The organism is Acidovorax sp. K2F (genome assembly GCF_025246485.1).
Taxonomy (GTDB): domain Bacteria; phylum Pseudomonadota; class Gammaproteobacteria; order Burkholderiales; family Burkholderiaceae_C; genus Acidovorax; species Acidovorax delafieldii.
The window spans coordinates 134,867-152,473 of sequence record NZ_JAOBSQ010000007.1; the positions used below are offsets into that span (position 1 = coordinate 134,867).

13 protein-coding genes are annotated in these 17,607 nt (G+C 65.6%); 9 read left to right on the forward strand and 4 right to left on the reverse strand.

From position 1 onward, the window contains the following. Nucleotides 1–22: 22 nt before the first annotated feature. The 6 genes from N4G42_RS02970 (at nucleotide 23) to htpG (ending at nucleotide 8,654) form a co-directional block, all read left to right on the forward strand. Nucleotides 23–631, forward strand: coding sequence for a methylamine utilization protein (locus N4G42_RS02970; RefSeq protein ID WP_260666101.1), 609 nt, complete (start codon nucleotides 23–25; stop codon nucleotides 629–631). Then, nucleotides 628–2,964 carry a putative bifunctional diguanylate cyclase/phosphodiesterase gene (locus N4G42_RS02975; RefSeq protein ID WP_260666102.1) on the forward strand — a complete coding sequence of 779 codons (2,337 nt, stop codon included), beginning with the start codon at nucleotides 628–630 and terminating at the stop codon, nucleotides 2,962–2,964. Before N4G42_RS02970 ends, N4G42_RS02975 begins: the two co-directional genes overlap by 4 nt. A gap of 322 nt (nucleotides 2,965–3,286) precedes the next feature. Next, complete coding sequence (locus tag N4G42_RS02980) at nucleotides 3,287–4,147, forward strand: pseudouridine synthase (protein ID WP_233194301.1); 861 nt, start codon at nucleotides 3,287–3,289, stop codon at nucleotides 4,145–4,147. A 41-nt stretch (nucleotides 4,148–4,188) separates the two neighbouring features. After that, entirely contained in the window at nucleotides 4,189–5,490 is a 1,302-nt protein-coding gene (locus N4G42_RS02985; RefSeq protein WP_260666103.1) for an esterase/lipase family protein, read from the forward strand. A gap of 96 nt (nucleotides 5,491–5,586) precedes the next feature. Next, nucleotides 5,587–6,522 carry an exopolyphosphatase gene (locus N4G42_RS02990; protein WP_260666104.1) on the forward strand — a complete coding sequence of 312 codons (936 nt, stop codon included), beginning with the start codon at nucleotides 5,587–5,589 and terminating at the stop codon, nucleotides 6,520–6,522. A 158-nt stretch (nucleotides 6,523–6,680) separates the two neighbouring features. After that, nucleotides 6,681–8,654, forward strand: a complete 1,974-nt coding sequence (gene htpG, locus N4G42_RS02995) for a molecular chaperone HtpG (protein ID WP_260666105.1) — start codon at nucleotides 6,681–6,683, stop codon at nucleotides 8,652–8,654. A 143-nt stretch (nucleotides 8,655–8,797) separates the two neighbouring features. Here htpG and N4G42_RS03000 read toward each other — a convergent pair whose 3' ends face one another. Beyond that, nucleotides 8,798–9,106 (reverse strand): hypothetical protein, encoded by a 309-nt coding sequence (locus tag N4G42_RS03000; RefSeq protein ID WP_260666106.1) that lies wholly within the window; start codon nucleotides 9,104–9,106, stop codon nucleotides 8,798–8,800. A 459-nt stretch (nucleotides 9,107–9,565) separates the two neighbouring features. Here N4G42_RS03000 and N4G42_RS03005 point away from each other — a divergent pair, with 459 nt between their 5' ends. The 3 genes from N4G42_RS03005 to N4G42_RS03015 all read left to right on the forward strand — a co-directional run bounded on the left by N4G42_RS03005 (nucleotide 9,566) and on the right by N4G42_RS03015 (nucleotide 14,459). After that, entirely contained in the window at nucleotides 9,566–13,051 is a 3,486-nt protein-coding gene (locus N4G42_RS03005) for an IPTL-CTERM sorting domain-containing protein (protein WP_260666107.1), read from the forward strand. Between the two features lie 158 nt (nucleotides 13,052–13,209). Then, nucleotides 13,210–13,815 carry an exosortase H gene (gene xrtH / locus N4G42_RS03010; protein WP_108497111.1) on the forward strand — a complete coding sequence of 202 codons (606 nt, stop codon included), beginning with the start codon at nucleotides 13,210–13,212 and terminating at the stop codon, nucleotides 13,813–13,815. A 26-nt stretch (nucleotides 13,816–13,841) separates the two neighbouring features. Further along, on the forward strand, nucleotides 13,842–14,459 hold the full coding sequence (locus N4G42_RS03015; protein WP_260666108.1) for an exosortase H-associated membrane protein: 618 nt from the start codon (nucleotides 13,842–13,844) through the stop codon (nucleotides 14,457–14,459). A gap of 26 nt (nucleotides 14,460–14,485) precedes the next feature. Here N4G42_RS03015 and N4G42_RS03020 read toward each other — a convergent pair whose 3' ends face one another. The 3 genes from N4G42_RS03020 to N4G42_RS03030 all read right to left on the reverse strand — a co-directional run bounded on the left by N4G42_RS03020 (nucleotide 14,486) and on the right by N4G42_RS03030 (nucleotide 17,594). Further along, a complete protein-coding gene (locus N4G42_RS03020) occupies nucleotides 14,486–15,232 on the reverse strand; it encodes a response regulator transcription factor (protein ID WP_056059686.1) in 747 nt (248 codons plus the stop codon). A 164-nt stretch (nucleotides 15,233–15,396) separates the two neighbouring features. Continuing rightward, nucleotides 15,397–16,455, reverse strand: a complete 1,059-nt coding sequence (locus tag N4G42_RS03025; protein WP_260666110.1) for a serine/threonine protein kinase — start codon at nucleotides 16,453–16,455, stop codon at nucleotides 15,397–15,399. Between the two features lie 44 nt (nucleotides 16,456–16,499). After that, a complete protein-coding gene (locus N4G42_RS03030; RefSeq protein WP_260666112.1) occupies nucleotides 16,500–17,594 on the reverse strand; it encodes a DUF2855 family protein in 1,095 nt (364 codons plus the stop codon). Nucleotides 17,595–17,607 lie beyond the last annotated feature (13 nt).

A 17,607-nucleotide genomic window follows, 5' to 3' on the forward strand; every position in this document is an offset into this window, starting at 1 on the left:
GCACCAAGCCTTGCGTCACGCCATGCGTACCTCGTCAGCGGCACTCGCTGCGCTGGCGTTGGTGGCCGGCGGCGCGCAGGCAGGCACCGTGCAGGTGGATGTGTCCGACGCTGCGGGCAAGCCTGTGGCCGATGCGGTGGTGTTCCTGGACTCGGCCGAGGCGCGCAAGCAGGTCAAACCGCTGACCGGTGTGGAGATGGCGCAGGAGAAACGGCAGTTTGTGCCCGGCCTGCTGGTGGTGCCGGTGGGCACCGAGGTGCTGTTCCCCAACCGCGACTCGGTGCGGCACCATGTGTACTCCTTCTCGCCAGCCAAGAAGTTCGAGCTCAAACTCTACAGCGGCACGCCATCCAACCCGGTGCTGTTTGACAAGGCCGGCGTGGTGGCCCTGGGCTGCAACATCCATGACCAGATGGTGGGCTGGGTGCTGGTGGTGGACACGCCGTACTACGCCCGTACCCCCGCCGCCACTGGCAAGGCGCAGCTCGACAACGTGCCGCCCGGCACCTACACGCTGCGCACCTGGCACACCCGCCTGCCGGTGGGTACCCCAGCCCTGGAGCAGGCGCTGACCGTGCCTGCTACAGGCTCTGCCACGGCGTCGGTGCGCATGACGGGGTTGCAACCTTGAAGCGGCTGCGCCTGGCCCGGCGCAGCCTGATCCTGCGGTTGGTGGGGTTGTCGCTGCTGCTGCTGCTCATCGTGCAGGCGGCAGGGTTTGCCGTGGTGCGGGCCTCCATCGACCGCAATGCCCGCGCCCAGATCGCGCGGGCCCTGGACCTGGACGAAAACATCTGGCGCCGCCTGCTCGACCAGAATGCCGAGCAGCTGCGCCAGGGATCGGCTCTGCTCGCGGCTGACTATGGCTTTCGCTCGGCGGTCAACTCGGGGGACGAGGAAACCATCCAGTCGGTGCTGGAGAACCATGGCAGCCGCATCGGCGCAGCCGTGACTGCGCTGCTCGGAACGGACCTGGAGCTGCGCGCGGTCAGCCTGTCCGACAGCATGGAGCAATTCCCGGCCACGCTGCGGCAGGTGGTGCCGCGCCTGGCGCAGCAGCCCCAGGGCAGCCAGATTGCGGTGATGGATGGCGTGCCCTACCAGTTCGTGATGGTGCCCATGCGTGCGCCGGTGGTCATTGGCTGGGTGTTGATGGGTTTTCGCATCGACCAGTCGCGTGCCGACGAAATGCGGCAGCTCTTGTCGGTGCATGTGGCCCTGATGATCAAGTCCCCGGAGGGAGCGATGACCCTGTCGGTCAGCACCTTGCCCGCAGATGCGCGGGCCTTGCTGCTGAGCACCGGTGGCGCGGCAGGCGAGCTGCAGACAGCCGAGGGCACCTTGCTTGCGCGCTCCAGCAAGCTCGACAGCGTGGGGGGAGAGGTGCACTCGCTGCTGCTGCGTTCGGTGGACGAGGTGGTGGCGCCTTATCGCCAGCTGCAGGTGTTGCTGGCCATCATCACTGTGGCGGGTGTGCTGCTGTTTGCGGCAGGCACGGGCCTGGTGGCGCAACGGCTCACCACGCCCCTGCGCTCGCTGCTGGCGGCCACGCAGCGGCTCTCACGCGGTGAATACGATGTTCCGCTGGAGCACACCGACCGCACGGACGAGATCGGCAACCTGGCGCGTTCGTTCGACCACATGCGCGTGGACATCGGCGCGCAGCAAACCGAAATCCGCCGCCTCGCCTACTGGGACCGCTTGACGGGCCTGCCTAACCGGGAGCGCTTTCGTGACGCCGTGGTGCAGGCCATCGCCGCAAGTGCCGATCCTGCGCAGCCGCTGGCAGTGCTCACGCTGGACCTGGACCGCTTCAAGCATGTCAACGACGTGCTGGGCTACACCTTTGGCGACCGCCTGCTGCAGGCCGTGGCCGAGCGTCTGAGCCAGCAGGTGCGTTCGCCCGAAGACATGGTGGCGCGCCTGGGGGGCAATGAGTTCGCCATCCTGCTGCAGCGCGCCGACGCCGCTGCGGCACACGAGATTGCCCAGCGCATCAACCAGTCTTTCGAGGAACCTCTGGCCTTTGAGGACCAGACGGTGGACCTGAGCGCAGGCATTGGTTTTGCCTGCTGGCCGGGCAATGCGGGTGACGCCGACACGCTGCTCAGCCGCTCTGAAATCGCCATGTATGCCGCCAAGCGCAAGCTCAGCGGAGCCCTGCAGTACGACGCAGCGTTTGATTCGTCCAGTGCGCAGACCCTGTCGCTGCTGACCGAGCTGCGCCACGCCGTGGAGCACCATGAGCTGCGCCTGTACCTGCAGCCCAAGGTGCCCTTGCACGGGCAGCCGGGCCTGGCGGCCGAGGCGCTGGTGCGCTGGCAACACCCGCAGCGCGGGCTGGTGCCGCCCATGCAGTTCATCCCGTTTGCCGAGCAGACCGGGTTTGTGCGCCACCTCACGCTGTGGATTTTTGAAGAAGTCGCGCGCCTGCTGGCCGACCCGCGCACGCAGGGCCTGCCGCTCAGGGTGTCGGTCAACCTCTCCACCCGCGACCTTCTCGACCCCGAGTTGAGCCACCGGCTGGCTGACATCCTGGCGCGCCACGGAGTGGCGGCCAGTGCCTTTTGCCTGGAGATCACCGAAAGCGCGATCATGGACGATCCGCAGCGCGCCGAGGCCATGCTCAACCGCCTGTCGGAGCAGGGTTTCAAGCTGTCCATCGACGATTTCGGCACGGGCTATTCGTCGCTGGCCTACCTCAAGCGCCTGCCGGTCGATGAGCTCAAGATCGACAAGTCATTTGTGATGGGCATGGAGACGGGCGAAGACGACGCGATGATCGTGCGCTCGACCATCGACCTAGCGCACAACCTCGGGCTCACCGTGGTGGCCGAAGGCGTGGAGACCGCCGCCATCCTGGAGCGCCTGCGCCTCCTGGCCTGCGACGAGGCGCAGGGGTATCACATTGCGCGGCCCCTGCCGGTGGATGATTTCCTGGCCTGGCAAGCCCGCCAGGGGTAGCTGGCGCCAGGCCGTTGCATCTCAGTTTGGGGGCTAAGAACCTGTTCAAAGCAGTTCACAGGCGAAAATACACCCAATGTCTTCCTCCTCCTCTCGCCCGCCCGCGGGCTCCGCTGCTGCCCCAGCCTCTGACGCTGGCGGCTCCACGCCTGCTTCTTCCTCTGCGCCTGCCGCGCGTCCCGTGCTGCGCCGCCCGACCCTGGCGGCCAAGCCTGCGCCTGCACGGCCTGCGCCGCCACCCAGAGCCCCCCGTCCGTCGCGCGCTCCAGCGCCGTCCAGCTACCGCGTCGCGTCAGGCGCCTTTGTGGCGCCAGTGCGCCAGGTGCCTGCGCCGGCCACCAGCACCGTGGGGGGCTTGCCCACCTCGCGCCTGAACAAGCGCATGGCCGAGCTGGGTCTGTGCTCGCGCCGCGAGGCCGACGACTGGGTAGAGCAGGGCTGGGTCAAGGTCAACGGCGTGGTGGCGACCATGGGCCAGCAGGTCACGGCGGCCGACCGCATTGAGGTGGACAAGATTGCCCAGGGTTTCCAGGAGCAGCGCGTCACCATCCTGCTGAACAAGCCCATTGGCTATGTGAGCGGCCAGGCCGAGGACGGTCACACGCCCGCCGTGGCGCTGATCAACCCCCGCACCCACTGGCGCGATGACCCCAGTCGCAACCGCTTCTCTCCGCCGCAGCTGCGGGGCCTGGCACCTTGCGGGCGGCTCGATATCGATTCGGTAGGCCTCCTGGTGCTGACCCAGGACGGTCGAGTGGCCCGGCAGATCATTGGCGAGGACTCCGAGATGGAAAAGGAGTACCTGGTGCGCGTGGTCTACCAGGCCCCCGGTCAGGCGGTGCCACGCCACCCCGGCGAGCGCTCCGCGCCGCTGCAGGAAATCGACGAGCGTGACCCGGTCAGCACCAATGTGCAGGCGGTGTTTCCCAGAGAGTTGCTGGAACGCCTGCGCCATGGCCTGAGCCTGGACGGCGAACCGCTCAAGCCCGCCAAGGTCGATTGGCAAAACCCCGAGCAGCTGCGCTTTGTGCTCACCGAGGGCAAAAAACGCCAGATCCGCCGCATGTGCGAACTGGTGGGGCTCAAGGTGGTGGGTCTCAAGCGCATCCGCATCGGTCGCGTGACCTTGGGCAACCTGCCTGTGGGGCAGTGGCGCTACCTGTCGCCCAACGAGCGGTTCTGAGAGCCCCGGGCTCCCTGACACTTTTTAAACGGAGCCCTTTCATGCCCCCACCGTCCACACCCCGGCTGCGCAAGCCTGCTGCTTCTGCCCCTCCGGTCGACGGCGCCACTGTGGCGAACGCCAACCCGCTGCGTCAGTTGCGGGCGTCCGACCTGCGCGGTGTCGCGCGCCTGGCCGCGCAGGCCACCACCGGCATCAGCCGGGTGGCCGAGGGGGTGCACCAGTCGGTGCTGGGCACGCTGGGGCTGCCGGGCGGTGCCCAGCCGGGTCGTACGCGGGGGCTGACCGGGTTGGTGTACCAAAGCATCCGGGGGGTAACGCAGCTGGTGGATGCGGGTCTGCAGGCCGGGCTGGCGCGGCTGGAGCCGTTTTTTGCTCCGGCCACGCCATCCGACGCAGTGCATTGGGAGCGCGAGGCGGTCATCGCAGCGCTCAACGGCGTGATGGGCGACCGGCTGCAACGCGACGGTAACCCGCTGTGCACGCAGATGGGCTGGTACCAGCACGGTCTGCCCCTGGACTTGCGCGCGCTGGCTGCACCGGGCGCCGCCACGGGCAAGCTCCTGGTGCTGGTGCATGGCCTGTGCATGAACGACCTGCAGTGGCTGCGCCATGGCCACGACCATGGCGCCCATCTGGCCGAGGTCCTGGGCTATACCCCTGTCTACCTGCGCTACAACACCGGCCAGCACACATCCACCAACGGTGCTGAGTTATCGGCCCTGCTTGCATCCCTGGTGGCTTCGTGGCCCGTGCCGGTGACGGAGCTGTCCATCCTGGCCCACAGCATGGGTGGGCTCGTGGCGCGCAGCGCCTGCCACCATGCTGCACAGGCCCCGGCAGGCTCCGGCGGCTGGCTGCCCCGGCTGCGCCACCTGGTTTTTCTGGGCACCCCGCACCACGGCGCGCCCCTGGAGCGCGCGGGTCATTGGGTGGATGTGCTGCTGGGCAGCACCGCGTACTCACGCCCCTTTGCCCGCCTGGCCCAGTTGCGCAGTGCGGGCATCACCGACCTGCGCTACGGCCATGTGCTCGATACGGACTGGCAGGGGCGCGATCGCTTTCGCAAAAGCCCCGACCAGCGCACCCCGGTGCCGCTGCCTTCCGCGGTGGCGTGCCACGCGGTGGCGGCCACCCTGGCTGCGCGGCGCAGCCCGGTGGGCGAGCGGCTGGTGGGGGACGGGTTGGTGCCCTTGAACAGTGCGCTGGGCATCCACGATGATCCCGAGAGGACGCTGGGCTTTGCCAAGCCCCGGCAGGCGGTGTTCTACCGCCTGGGCCACCTGGACCTGCTGGCAGATGCGGGCGTGGCCCGGCAGCTGCAGGAATGGATGCAGGTATGAGTACCTGGGCGGCCTGCTTTTTGACGCAGGCGGCGCTTGCCAGGGGCCGGGGCGCGGCTACCATGTCGCAGTGCGCTACGTAACAAGGAGAATTTAGTGAGTGATCCGAAATACCGCCTGGTGACCCGCAGTGACTTTGACGGCCTGGTCTGCGCGGTGCTGCTCAATGAGCTGAACCTGATCGACGAGATCACTTTTGTTCACCCCAAGGACATGCAGGACGGCAAGGTGCCTATCACCAGCCGCGATATCACCACCAACCTGCCCTACGTGCCGGGTGCGCACCTGGTATTCGACCACCACGAGTCCGAAACGATCCGCAACTCGGGTCGCCGCGACGAGAACCACATCATCGAGGCCCACGCCCCCTCGGCCGCGCGCGTGGTCTACAACCACTATGGCGGCAAGGCCGCGTTCCCGCGCATCACCGACGAGATGATGGCCGCCGTGGACCAGGCCGACTCGGCGCAGTATTCACGCGACGACATCCTCAACCCCCAGGGCTGGGTGTTGCTGAACTACCTCATGGACTCGCGCACGGGCCTGGGGCGTTTTCGGGAGTTCCGCATCAGCAACTATGCGCTGATGATGGACCTGATCCAGTATTGCCGCGACCACACCATCGACGAGATCCTGGCGCTGCCCGATGTGCAAGAGCGCGTCAATCTGTACCGCGAGCACGCCCCCAAGGCCCAGGCCCAGCTGCAAAGCTGTGCCATTCGCATCGGCAATCTGGTGGTGCTGGACCTGCGCGACGAGGAAATCATCTGGGCGACCAACCGGTTCATGATCTATGCGCTGTTTCCACAGTGCAACATCTCCATCCATGTGATGTGGGGCCTGCAGAAGCAGAACACGGTGTTTGCCACCGGCAAGTCCATCCTGGACCGCAGCAGCAAGACCCACGTGGGTAACCTGATGCTGGAGTTTGGCGGCGGCGGCCACGCGGCGGCGGGCACCTGCCAGGTGGCCAACGACAAGGCCGACACCATGCTCAAGACGCTGATCGAGCGCATCACCACCGACGGCTGAGCACTGAGGCCCGGCCGGGCGGTCAACGACCGCCATGCCTGGCCCTTGAAAAACGGGCGCACGCCCCTACATCACGCCTGCTGGTTCGGCAGGCGTGATTTTTTGTGCCGATCCCATTCGTATTCGTTCAGACCGATTTCCATAGAGAGAACCCCTCCATGAGCAAGCAAACCCTGTCGTTTCAGGCCGAAGTGGCCCAGCTGCTGCACCTGGTTACCCATTCGCTGTATTCCAACCAGGAAATCTTCCTGCGCGAGTTGATCTCCAACGCGTCGGACGCCTGCGACAAGCTGCGTTTTGAGGCGCTGGACAAGCCCGCCCTGTACGAAGACGCGCCCAACCTTGAAGTGCGCGTGACCTTCGACAAGGCCGCCAAGACGCTGACCATCACCGACAACGGCATCGGCATGAGCCAGCAAGAGGCTATCGACCACCTGGGGACGATTGCCAAGAGCGGCACCAAGGACTTCATGGGCAAGCTCTCGGGCGACCAGAAGCAGGACGCCCAGCTCATCGGCCAGTTCGGCGTGGGCTTCTACTCCGGCTTCATCGTGGCCGACAAGATCACGGTGGAATCCCGCCGTGCGGGCCTGAAGGCCGAAGAAGGCGTGCGCTGGATCAGTGGCGGCACTGGCGACTTTGAGGTGGAAACCATCACCCGCGCCCAGCGCGGCACCAGCATCATCCTGCACCTGCGCGACGACGCCGAGGAATACCTCAACGCCTGGAAGCTCAAGCAGGTCATCGCCAAATACTCCGACCACATCAGCCTGCCCATCCTGATGGAAAAGGAAGAGTGGAAAGACGGCGAGCTGATCAACCCCAACGACGAAAACGGTGGCCGCCAGCCCGGCGGCATGGTCAAGACGGGCGAGTGGGAAACCATCAACAAGGCCAGCGCCCTGTGGACGCGTCCCAAGAAGGACATCACCGACGAGCAGTACGCCGAGTTCTACAAGACCATCAGCCACGATCACGAAGCCCCACTGACCTGGGCGCACAACCGCGTGGAAGGCAACACCGAATACACGCAGCTGCTGTACATCCCCGCCAAGGCGCCGTTCGATTTGTGGAACCGCGACAAGAAGGCTGGCGTGAAGCTGTATGTGAAGCGTGTGTTCATCATGGACGACGCCGAAGCGCTGATGCCCACCTACCTGCGCTTCGTCAAGGGTGTGATCGACTCGGCCGACCTGCCGCTGAACGTGAGTCGCGAGCTGCTGCAGGAAAGCCGTGACGTGCGGTCCATCCGCGAAGGCTCCACCAAGCGCGTGCTCTCGATGCTGGAAGACCTGGCCAAGCACGACAGGCACGACACCGCAGCGGGCGCCGACGGCGTGACCGACGTGGTGGATGCCGACGACAAAGCCAAGGAAGGCAAGTACACCGCGTTCTACGCCGAGTTTGGCGCCGTGCTGAAAGAAGGCCTGGGCGAAGATTTTGGCAACCGCGAGCGCCTGGCCAAGCTGCTGCGTTTTGCATCCACCACCAGCGACGCCGTGACGGTCGGTTTTGCCGATTACAAGGCCCGCATGAAGGAAGGCCAGGAGGCGATTTACTACATCACTGCCGACACCCTGGCTGCTGCCAAGAACAGTCCACAGCTCGAAGTCTTCAAGAAAAAGGGCATCGAGGTCCTGCTGATGACCGACCGCGTGGACGAGTGGGCACTGAACTACCTGCACGAGTTTGACGGCACCCCGCTGCAAAGCGTGGCCAAGGGTGCCGTGGACCTGGGCAAGCTGCAGGACGAGGCCGAGAAGAAGGCCGCTGAAGAGGCTGCCGAGGCGTTCAAGCCCGTGCTCGCCAAGCTCAAGGAAGCCCTGAAGGACAAGGCCGAAGACGTTCGCGTGACCACCCGCCTCGTCGATTCACCCGCCTGTCTGGTGGTGCAGGACGACGGCATGAGCACACAGCTGGCCCGCATGCTCAAGCAGGCCGGCCAGCAGGCGCCCGAGACCAAGCCCGTGCTGGAGGTGAATGCCGAGCACGCGCTGGTCAAGAAGCTCGACGGCAGCGTGCACTTCCATGACCTGGCGCACATCCTGTTCGACCAAGCCCTGCTGGCCGAAGGCGGCTTGCCAGAAGACCCTGCGGCGTACGTCAAGCGCGTGAACGCGCTGCTGGCCTGAGGTTCTCGCAGGTGGTGGGCGGGTGCGCCCCCGGGGCGAAATCTGCTTTCACCCCGCGTGAATAGGGGCTGGGAAGCCATTCAAAGTGAAACCCCGGGGCTGGGCAGCGCCCGGGGTTTTTCTTTGGCCGCTGCGGGGCCAACTCACTCCGGCGGCTGAGCCTGCTCCAGCAGCCGCGCATGCACCTGGTTGCGCTCTTGTGGGGCTGCATCCATCAAAGTCTTGAGGGCCTCATCGGGTAGCCGCATGCCGCGACGCCGGTCGGTTGCCACCGGTAGATTGCGCCAGCCGGAGAGCACCAGCCAGTCCCACAACTCCCCCGAAATCCGATGGGTGACCGCCATCTTCAGCGCCTCCCGTTGGATGTCCGTGCCGACCGCAGGCACCTGCCCCACCGGCGCGGGGCGGCGTGCCTGTCGGATCGAAAAAACGTTGCGTATCCAGTCCTTCATGGGCGGGGGGCGTGTTGATAGGGTGCAGCATAGCCCACCGTGTTGGCTTTGCTCAAGCCTCACGGGCCTTGCATAACGCCGCACAACGCTGCCGTCCGCAGCGGAGTTCACTGCGTTGGCGTGCGCGGAATGTCCTGCGCTCCAACGCGTGAATCACTGAAGCCCTGATGGCCTGCGCGGGCCAAGGAAACCAAGGGCGGCGCCTTCTCCCGCCGAATTGATCACCACAGCACTGCACGCGAGTGGTGCGAACGATACGCATTGCGTCACGCAATGGTTAACGATTGTTGCCCCGCAGCAATGCGCCTGTTTCGTGGCTAGATTCGAGTGCTGCTTCAGCCACCAAGGCTGGGCGTCTTCGCGGTCTCCCCTCACACCGATTTTTACCAACCCGAAAAGGGGCTGGTGAGGTTGCGGCGTGGCCAAAAACTTGAGCTGTTCATCACTTCAGGACCAACTATGTTCAATCCGTTGTCGCGCCTCTTTGTGGGCGCGCATCCGCCCAGTAGACAGATGCAGGAATTTGACGGTACTACGCAGCCCGAGCAGGGCATGCGCCATCAACGCTGGGCGGAGAAATCCCGCCGGGCATCCCGCGCCTTGCGCCGGTTTGGCTGGCTGTTGCTGGCGAATGGATTGGTCGCGGGCGCTGCCCTGGCGCAGTCTGCGGACCTGGTGGTGAACCACGCAGACTCTCCGGACCCGGGGCCAGCTGGCGGCATCTTCACGTACACGCTGCGAATCGACAACAACGGACCCAATGGGGCGGTGGGTGTCACGTTGACAGACACCTTGCCCGCAGGTTCCGTCTTCATTGATGTGAACACCACCGCAGGCACCTGCAACCAGGCTGGCGGCACGGTCAGTTGCGCCTTGGGCGACATTCCGTTCAATGCCAATCAAACGGTGACGGTGCGCGTGCGCTTGCCTTCGGCCGGGGTGTGGACCAACACCGCCACGGCGGGCAGCACCACCGCAGACCCCAACGCCAGCAATAACGTCAACAGCATCCAGGCCACAACGGCCACGCAAGCGGCTGACCTTTCGGTGTCTGCAGTTCCGTCTGTTGCCAGCGTGAATGCAGGCCAAGCTTACAGCTACGCATTGCAGGCTACCAACCAGGGGCCGGACGCGGCAGATGGCAGCCAGAGCATTAGCTTCACCGTGCCTGCCGGGGCTTTGATCACCGCAGCACCCTCGGGCAGTGGCTGGTCGTGCACGCCGTCCAGCGGCTATCCGCTGAGCAGTGGCAACGTGAGCTGTACCCGCTCGGGCACCTTGGCGAATGGTGCCACCACCTCGGTGTTGACCGTACCTGCTGTGTCCAATGTGAACGGCACCGTGACTGCCGCATTTGCCGTGGCTGGCCGCAAGCCAGACAGCGCGACCATGCCGGATGGGGATTTGACCAACAACACGGTCACTGTAGATGTGGCCTCCAACGCTGGAGCGGATGTGTCGGTCACCAAGACGGCTGCCAGTTCCAACGTGGCGCAGGGTGCCAACGTGGTGTACACCCTGACGCCCCGCCTCAATGGCGGCATGTCGCTGGTGGGGCAGGTCGTCACGGTGACCGACACCTTGGGGGCGGGGTTGACCTTTGTTTCTGCGACGGGCTCCGGATGGACATGTGATGCCACCATCACCTGCACCCGGTCAGAGTACACGGGCGCCAACTTCAGCAACATGCCCGCGATTACCGTGACAGCCACGGCGGATAACACCGGGGTGTTGAGCAACACGGCGGGTGTCAGCACCGCGCTGCCCGACCCTGTGCCTGGCAACAACAGCGCCACGGCCAATGTCACGTCCAGCAACGACGCAGACATGCGGTTGACCAAAACGGCGAGCATCAACCCGGTGGTGCCCAACCAGCCATTCAACTACACACTGACAGCACGCAACACCGGCCCCTTGGCCATCCCGGCGGGCCAGACCATCACCATCACAGACCAGGTTCCGGCGGGGGTCACCCTCAACACCCTCGTCAGCGCGACCGGATGGACCTGCGATGCTTTGCCGTTTGCAGGGCCTGGTGCATGGAACTGCTCTCGTTCCACTGCGTTGTCGGCCAACACCGACGCGCCTGTGGTCACCGTCTCTGCCATGCTGACCGGCACCGGTACGGCCACCAACAACGCCTGCGTGGCCCTGGGGGCAGGCGTACGGGTGGACAGCAATGCCGCCAACAACTGTGCGGGGGTCGGCGTCACATCGACCGCAACGCAGGCCGATCTGCGGGTGGTGTCTAAAACGGCGTCGCCCGCCACCGTGGTGGCCGGCGAGAACCTGACCTATGTCATCACCGTGGAGAACCTGGGCCCTGCAACGGCCACCAATGTGGTGGTGTCGGACACGTTGGCCAGCCTGGTCAATACGGGGGGCTTTCAGTCGGCTACAGCCTCGCAGGGCTCTTGCACGCCCAACGGGGTGACCAACGGGACTTCGCAGAACCTGAGCTGTTCTCTGGGCACCCTGGCAGCAGGTGCACAAGCGACGGTGACCCTGGTGGTACGCCCCAATATCGCAGCTACCGGAAATCGCACGAACACGGCCACCGTGCGGTCCACCGATGTGGGCGATCCTGATCAATCCAACAACAGCGGCAGCGTGACCAGCCAGGTCACGGCCCTGGTGGATGTCACGGCTGCCAAGACCGCGACCCCCGCCTCCGTGGCTGCCGGAGCACCGATCACCTTCGTGGCGACGATCGGAAACACCGGGCCGTCCACCGCGCAAACGGTGCAGATGGTGGACACCTTGCCCTCCAACGCCGCCTTCATCGAGCTGGTCACCGTCAGCGGCGGTGGATCCTGCTCGCCGATCACGGCGGGCACCGTCGGAGGAACCCTCACCTGCACCTGGACGAGCATCACGGCGGGCTCGCAGCAGACGGCCACCTATCGCATGCGGCCCCTGGGCAACGCTGCGGGCAGCAACGTCGTCAACAGCATTGCTGCAACCACTGCCACTGCCGAGTCCAACACGAGCAACAACAGCGCAACGACCACGACACCCGTCACGGCCGCACAGCTCGATATCCTGGTGAACAAGGTGGACAGCGCCGACCCGGTGGACCTGGGGCAACCGACCACATACACCATCACCATCAACAACAGCGGACCTTCCTATGGGACCAACGTGGTGATGACGGACATCTTCCCGGCCCCAGGCTCGGCGCCGACCGCGACGTTCAGCTACCAAGGTGCGTTGACCGTGAATGCGGGGGGCGTGTGTACCGAGCCGACCGTGGGCGCTACCAGTGGCACGCTGCGCTGCGTTTTCCCAGGCCTTAACAGTGGCCAGACGGCAACGGTGACCTATGCCATGCGTGCGGAGACGCTCACGGTGGCGGGTGCCACCAGCGGCACGGCCTTCAACCGGGTCAGCGTGACCGTGGACGAGACGGAAACCACCCTGGCCAACAACGTGGTCACGCATGACACCACTGCGCGCCGCTTTACCGTGGCGACCGATCTGGCCCTGGTCAAGTCAGCACCTGTGGGGCCTTTGGCGCCTGGCGCATCGCTCAACTACACACTGACGGTCACCAACAACGGCCCTCTGGCCAGCGATGGCGCACAAGTGGTGGATGTGCTGCCTGCGGGGGTGAGCTTTGTCTCGGCCGTTGGCTGCGTGAATGCGGCAGGCACAGTGCGGTGCGCGATCGGGCCCCTGGCAGTGGGGGCTTCGCGGACCTTCACGCTGGTGACAGCGCTGGCATCGCCCTATACCGGCGCACGTCCGCTGGTCAACACAGCCACGCTGGATGCGCCGGGTGACACCAATCCCGGCAACAACTCCAGCACCACCACCACCACGGTGTCGGTGCCGCCCAGCGGGACCAGCAGCATTCCAACCTTGTCGGAGTGGGGGCTGATCATCCTGTCCACCCTGCTGGGCCTGATGGCTTGGGGGCAGGCGGCACGGGGGCGTCGTCGCTGACCGCTTCGCAGTAGTCCCCCTCGGCGCTTCTCACACCTGCCAAACGCTCAGGCTGGTGTTGGCCAGCACGCACCAAGGCGTGCTGGCCGCTTTTTTGTTTGTCGATAATGGAAGCTTCGCCTGAATCTTTGCAGGCAGCTTTGTTGTCCAAGATTTCCATGCTGCGTTTTTTTCTGACCTTTGTACTGCTTCAGCTTTCCCTTTTTGGCATCAACATGCTGGGCGTGGTACAGCAGCATGTGGTTCTTCCGTGGACGGAGTTGCTGGCGCGCGCCTGCGTGGCGTTGGTCATGCTGTTTGATGAAACCGCTGCGGCGGCGGGCAAGGTGCTTTGGAACACCGCGACCGGCTTTGGTGTTTCGATCGAGCCCGGATGCAACGGCATCGAAGCCTGCATCGTGCTGTTTGCTGCCGTGATGGCGTTCCCCTCGTCCTGGCGCCACAAGCTGGTGGGCCTTTTGGTCGGCTTTCTGGCGGTGCAAGGGCTCAACGTGGTGCGGGTGATCAGTCTTTTCTACCTCGGGCAGTGGAACACGCAAGTGTTCAACTTTGCGCACGAGTACCTGTGGCAGGCACTCATCATGCTGGACGTGCTGGTTGTCTGGCTGCTCTGGGTGCGCGCAGGCAGCAAGTCGCAGGAAGCGTCCGGGCCTCCATCGCCGCCTGAAGATCCACCTGCGCCCCCGGCGTACTCCGCAGTCTCTCCAAAGCCTGCCGACCCGCTGGTGAGCGCGTCTCTGGACCTGTCGCCGCCCGTGCGATGAGCCGAAAGCGAAGGAACGGACTGCCCATGCGCCGACTATCTCCCTTGACGATCTTCATGCTATCTGCCTTCGGGTGGATCGTGGCCCTGACGACTGTATGGTCGCAGGTGTCCGCATGGACTTCCTACCCCGTGGGGGCGCTTTCGCACATGGCGCTGGAGCAGAGTGCGCCGATGTGGGTGCGGCAGGTGCATCTGTCGCCGGGCACCATGGAGGTGGATACCGCGATCTCCGTGCCTGTTCCCGACGCGGGCGGGCGACGCGGGGAGATCACCATCGATGTCAGCACAGCACGCTATGCCTACGGGCTGCCGATCTTCATTGCGCTGCTGCTGGCGGCCCGAGGCAGGGGGCGCCTGGGCCGTGTGGCTGCAGGGTATGTCCTGCTGCTACCGTTCCAGGCATTCAGTCTGACGATGAGCGCCCTGATGCAAATGGTGTTGGCCGCCCAGGCAGACATCCGTCTGCTCAGGGTGTCCCAGTGGCAAATGGAGGCCATTGTGTATGGCTACCAGCTGGGCTCTCTGGTGCTGCCTACGCTGGTGCCTATCCTGCTGTGGCTGTGGATGGACCGCAAATTTGTGAATGATGTGCTGATCCGCAGCTGGCGCGGGTCGCTGCCGTCTGCCGCGTCCTCGCCTTGAGCCTGGCCGACGGGCACTGCCGGCCACTACCCTGACAGTGTTTCGGTGGTCGCGGCGCGTTGCTGCCCAGGGGCGCGGTGGAGGGCTGGTGCGCCCACAGGATCCAGCCGGTACCCCATCCCATAAATCGCTGAGATCGTGTAGCCGTTGTTCTCGGTCAGCTCCAGCTTCGTGCGCAGGCGTGACATGTGGGTGTCGAGCGAGCGCGAGGGGGTTTCGGCGCTGTCGCCCCAGACGGCTTCGCGCAGGTGGGTGCGGGACAGCAGGCGCCCGGCGTTACGGAACATGAACAGGGCCAGTTCGTACTCGCGGTGCTTGAGTTCGATGGGCTGGCCGTGCACGCTCAGAGAGCGCTTGTCGGCGTCAAAACAGTAGGCGCCGAAGGTCATGCGGGCGCCCATGCTTTCGGGGTAGGCGCGGCGCAGCAGCGCTGTGATGCGGGCCACGAGTTCGCCCATGCGCAGGGGCTTGCTCATGAAATCGTCGGCACCGCGCGAGAGCGCTTCGACCACGTCGCGTTCATCGTTGCGGCGGGTGATGAACAGGATGGGCAACTGCATGCCGCTCATGTCGCGCACGGTCTGTACGACCTCGGTGCCCTCCATGTCCGGCAGGTGCCAGTCGACGATCAGCAGGTCGAAGGTGTCGTGCCGCAGGGCCTTCAGCAGACTGGTGCCGTCGGCGTAGGTGTGGCACACATGGTGGTGGCATTCCAGGGTGCCCTTGATCTGCTCCAGCAGGAGAAGGTCGTCGTCAAGGACTGCGATGCGCATGTTGGTGGGCTCTGGGCCGGGGGCCGTGAAATCAAAGAAACACCTCTTTGGGGAAGAGGTGCCTTGATGGTGCCCCACATCGGGCAGCTGTGCGCAGGGGTTGACAATCGTTTGCAATGGCCTGGCCTGCGCTGGTGGGGCCTGTCCGCGCCCGGTCCGCCTTGTCAGGCCACCAGCGGTTCTTCCTCCATCGCCTCGATCTGCTCGATCAGCATGTCCACCTGCCCGCGCCAGTAGTCGCTGCTGCCAAACCAGGGGAAGTTGGCCGGGAAGATCGGGTCTTGCCAGCGGCGTGCGAGCCAGGCGCTGTAGTGGATCAGGCGTAAGGTGCGCAGCGGTTCGATGAGTGCCAGCTCGCGGCGGTCGAAGCTGCGGAACTGCTCGTAGCCGTCGATCAGGGCGCCGAGCTGGTGGGTGCGCTGGCGCCGGTCTCCCGACAGCAGCATCCACAGATCCTGCACGGCCGGACCCATGCGCGCGTCGTCCAGGTCCACAAAGTGCGGGCCGCCGCGGCCCCATTCATCCAGCGGGGTCCAGAGGATGTTGCCGGGGTGGCAGTCGCCGTGCAGGCGGATCATGGTGGCATTGTTCAAGCCAAATTGGCCTGTAGCGCTAGTGGAATATGCGCTGGCGGCTATCAAATCAAGAGCTTTGTCGCACTGTGCCTTCCAGGCGGCTTGCATGTCGAGCGGAATGATCTCGTTCATCAGCAGCCAGTCGCGCGATGCCGTGCCGAAGGTGGCCAGGTCCAGCGTGGGCCGGTGTGCAAAGGGCTGGGCGGCGCCCACGGTGTGGATGCGGGCCAGAAAGCGGCCGATCCATTCCAGCACTTCAAAGTCGTCCAGCTCGGGCTGGCGCCCGCCGCGCCAGGGGCTGACGGAGAACGCAAAGCCATCGTGCTGGTGCAGGGTGGTGCCGTTCAGCACCAGCGGGCCCACGGCGGGCACCTCGGCGGCCATCAGCTCGGCGGCAAAGGCGTGTTCTTCGAGGATCTGCGCCTCGCTCCAGCGGCCTGGGCGGTAGAACTTGGCCACCACGCGCTCGCCGTCTTCCAGCGTGACCTGGTACACCCGGTTTTCGTACGACGACAGGGCCATGAGGCGGCCATCGCCGTACAGGCCCACGCCAGCCAGTGCGTCCAGCACCTGGTCGGGGGTGAGGCGGGCGTAGGGGTGCTGGTCGTTGGCGGGGTTGGTAGCGGTATCGGGGGGCAATGGGGTCATGCCCCATTGTCGCCGCCATGCCCTTGGCCGCCGGGTTGCGGGCTTTAAGCGGGCAGCATCGTCGCGATATGCCCCGCGCGCGGGTCGCCGCTGCCCGCCAGGACGCTCGCAAACAGGGTTTGCGTGGCCTGGGGGCCCGCATGGCGCTGCACTACCAGCCAGGGCTGTGGCCCTGCCGACACGGCGGCGCTGAACTGGTTCCAGGCCGCCACCAGGCGGTCGTTCAGGCCCTGGGCGCCCCAGTCGGCGTGGCGCTTCTTGACCTGGGCGGGCGCAAAGAACATCACCGGGCGCGGGCCGGCCAACTGGCCTGCGCCACCCAGGTCCTGCACGTGGCTGGCGCCCACCGAGCAGCTGTAGGCCAGGCCCGTGAAGTGGGCGTGGATGCGCTGGCGCAGGCCCACGCTGCCCGCAAAGTCGATGTAGACGCTGGGTGTGGCGCCGTCGATCTGGTCCAGTGCGTCGTAGGTGACCACGCGGCTGTAGCAGCCCAGGCTTTCGCAAAACGCCACATTGCCGGGCGACGTGAGGCCAATGACCTCGATGCCGTCGCGCTGTGCAAGCTGGAAGGCGGTGCCGTAGGCCGTTTTGCTCGACGCGCTGGACAGCAGCATGCGCTTGGCGCCAAAGAACTGCTGGTCGGCCAGAAAGTCGTCGATGAGCCACGAGGTGATGAACAGCGGCCGCAGCAGCGCCTGCACGTCCTCGTTGTCGGCGCGGTACAGCCCGTCGGTGCTGGTGCGCAGGTAGTGGTTGTAGACCGCATGCAGGCCCGCGCGGTGCGGGGCGCCGTCGCTGAAGCCCGTGGGGTTGACACGCTGGGGCGACAGCACGGCCTGGCTGGCCATGGGCCAGTAGCCATACAGCCGCTCGCCCACCGCCACGGCCGGGTGCAGCGACTGCACCACGGTGCCAAAGCCCCACACGGGCACGATGCCCCAGCCGGCCTCGCCGGTGGGGAAGAACTGCCAGTAGTTCAGCATGTCGCCCAGCGCGGCATAGGTGATGTTGTTGGCCGTGAGGGCAAAGGACTCGACCCGCACGCGGACCTGGCCCTCGGCCAGCGGGGTGTCGTCGGTGGTCAACAGGCGGGTGGTGGCCAGCTGGTCCTGGCGCACGAGAAGGGTGGTGGTGCTCATGCCGCGACGCTAA

Bases quoted from the DNA above. Each gene is read 5' to 3' on its own strand.
- N4G42_RS02970 (WP_260666101.1), top strand. From the start codon at position 23: ATGCGTACCTCGTCAGCGGCACTCGCTGCGCTGGCGTTGGTGGCCGGC.
- N4G42_RS02985 (WP_260666103.1), top strand. From the start codon at position 4,189: ATGCCCCCACCGTCCACACCCCGGCTGCGCAAGCCTGCTGCTTCTGCC.
- htpG (WP_260666105.1), top strand. From the start codon at position 6,681: ATGAGCAAGCAAACCCTGTCGTTTCAGGCCGAAGTGGCCCAGCTGCTG.
- N4G42_RS03000 (WP_260666106.1), bottom strand. From the start codon at position 9,106: ATGAAGGACTGGATACGCAACGTTTTTTCGATCCGACAGGCACGCCGC.
- N4G42_RS03005 (WP_260666107.1), top strand. From the start codon at position 9,566: ATGTTCAATCCGTTGTCGCGCCTCTTTGTGGGCGCGCATCCGCCCAGT.
- xrtH (WP_108497111.1), top strand. From the start codon at position 13,210: ATGCTGCGTTTTTTTCTGACCTTTGTACTGCTTCAGCTTTCCCTTTTT.
- N4G42_RS03015 (WP_260666108.1), top strand. From the start codon at position 13,842: ATGCGCCGACTATCTCCCTTGACGATCTTCATGCTATCTGCCTTCGGG.
- N4G42_RS03020 (WP_056059686.1), bottom strand. From the start codon at position 15,232: ATGCGCATCGCAGTCCTTGACGACGACCTTCTCCTGCTGGAGCAGATC.
- N4G42_RS03025 (WP_260666110.1), bottom strand. From the start codon at position 16,455: ATGACCCCATTGCCCCCCGATACCGCTACCAACCCCGCCAACGACCAG.
- N4G42_RS03030 (WP_260666112.1), bottom strand. From the start codon at position 17,594: ATGAGCACCACCACCCTTCTCGTGCGCCAGGACCAGCTGGCCACCACC.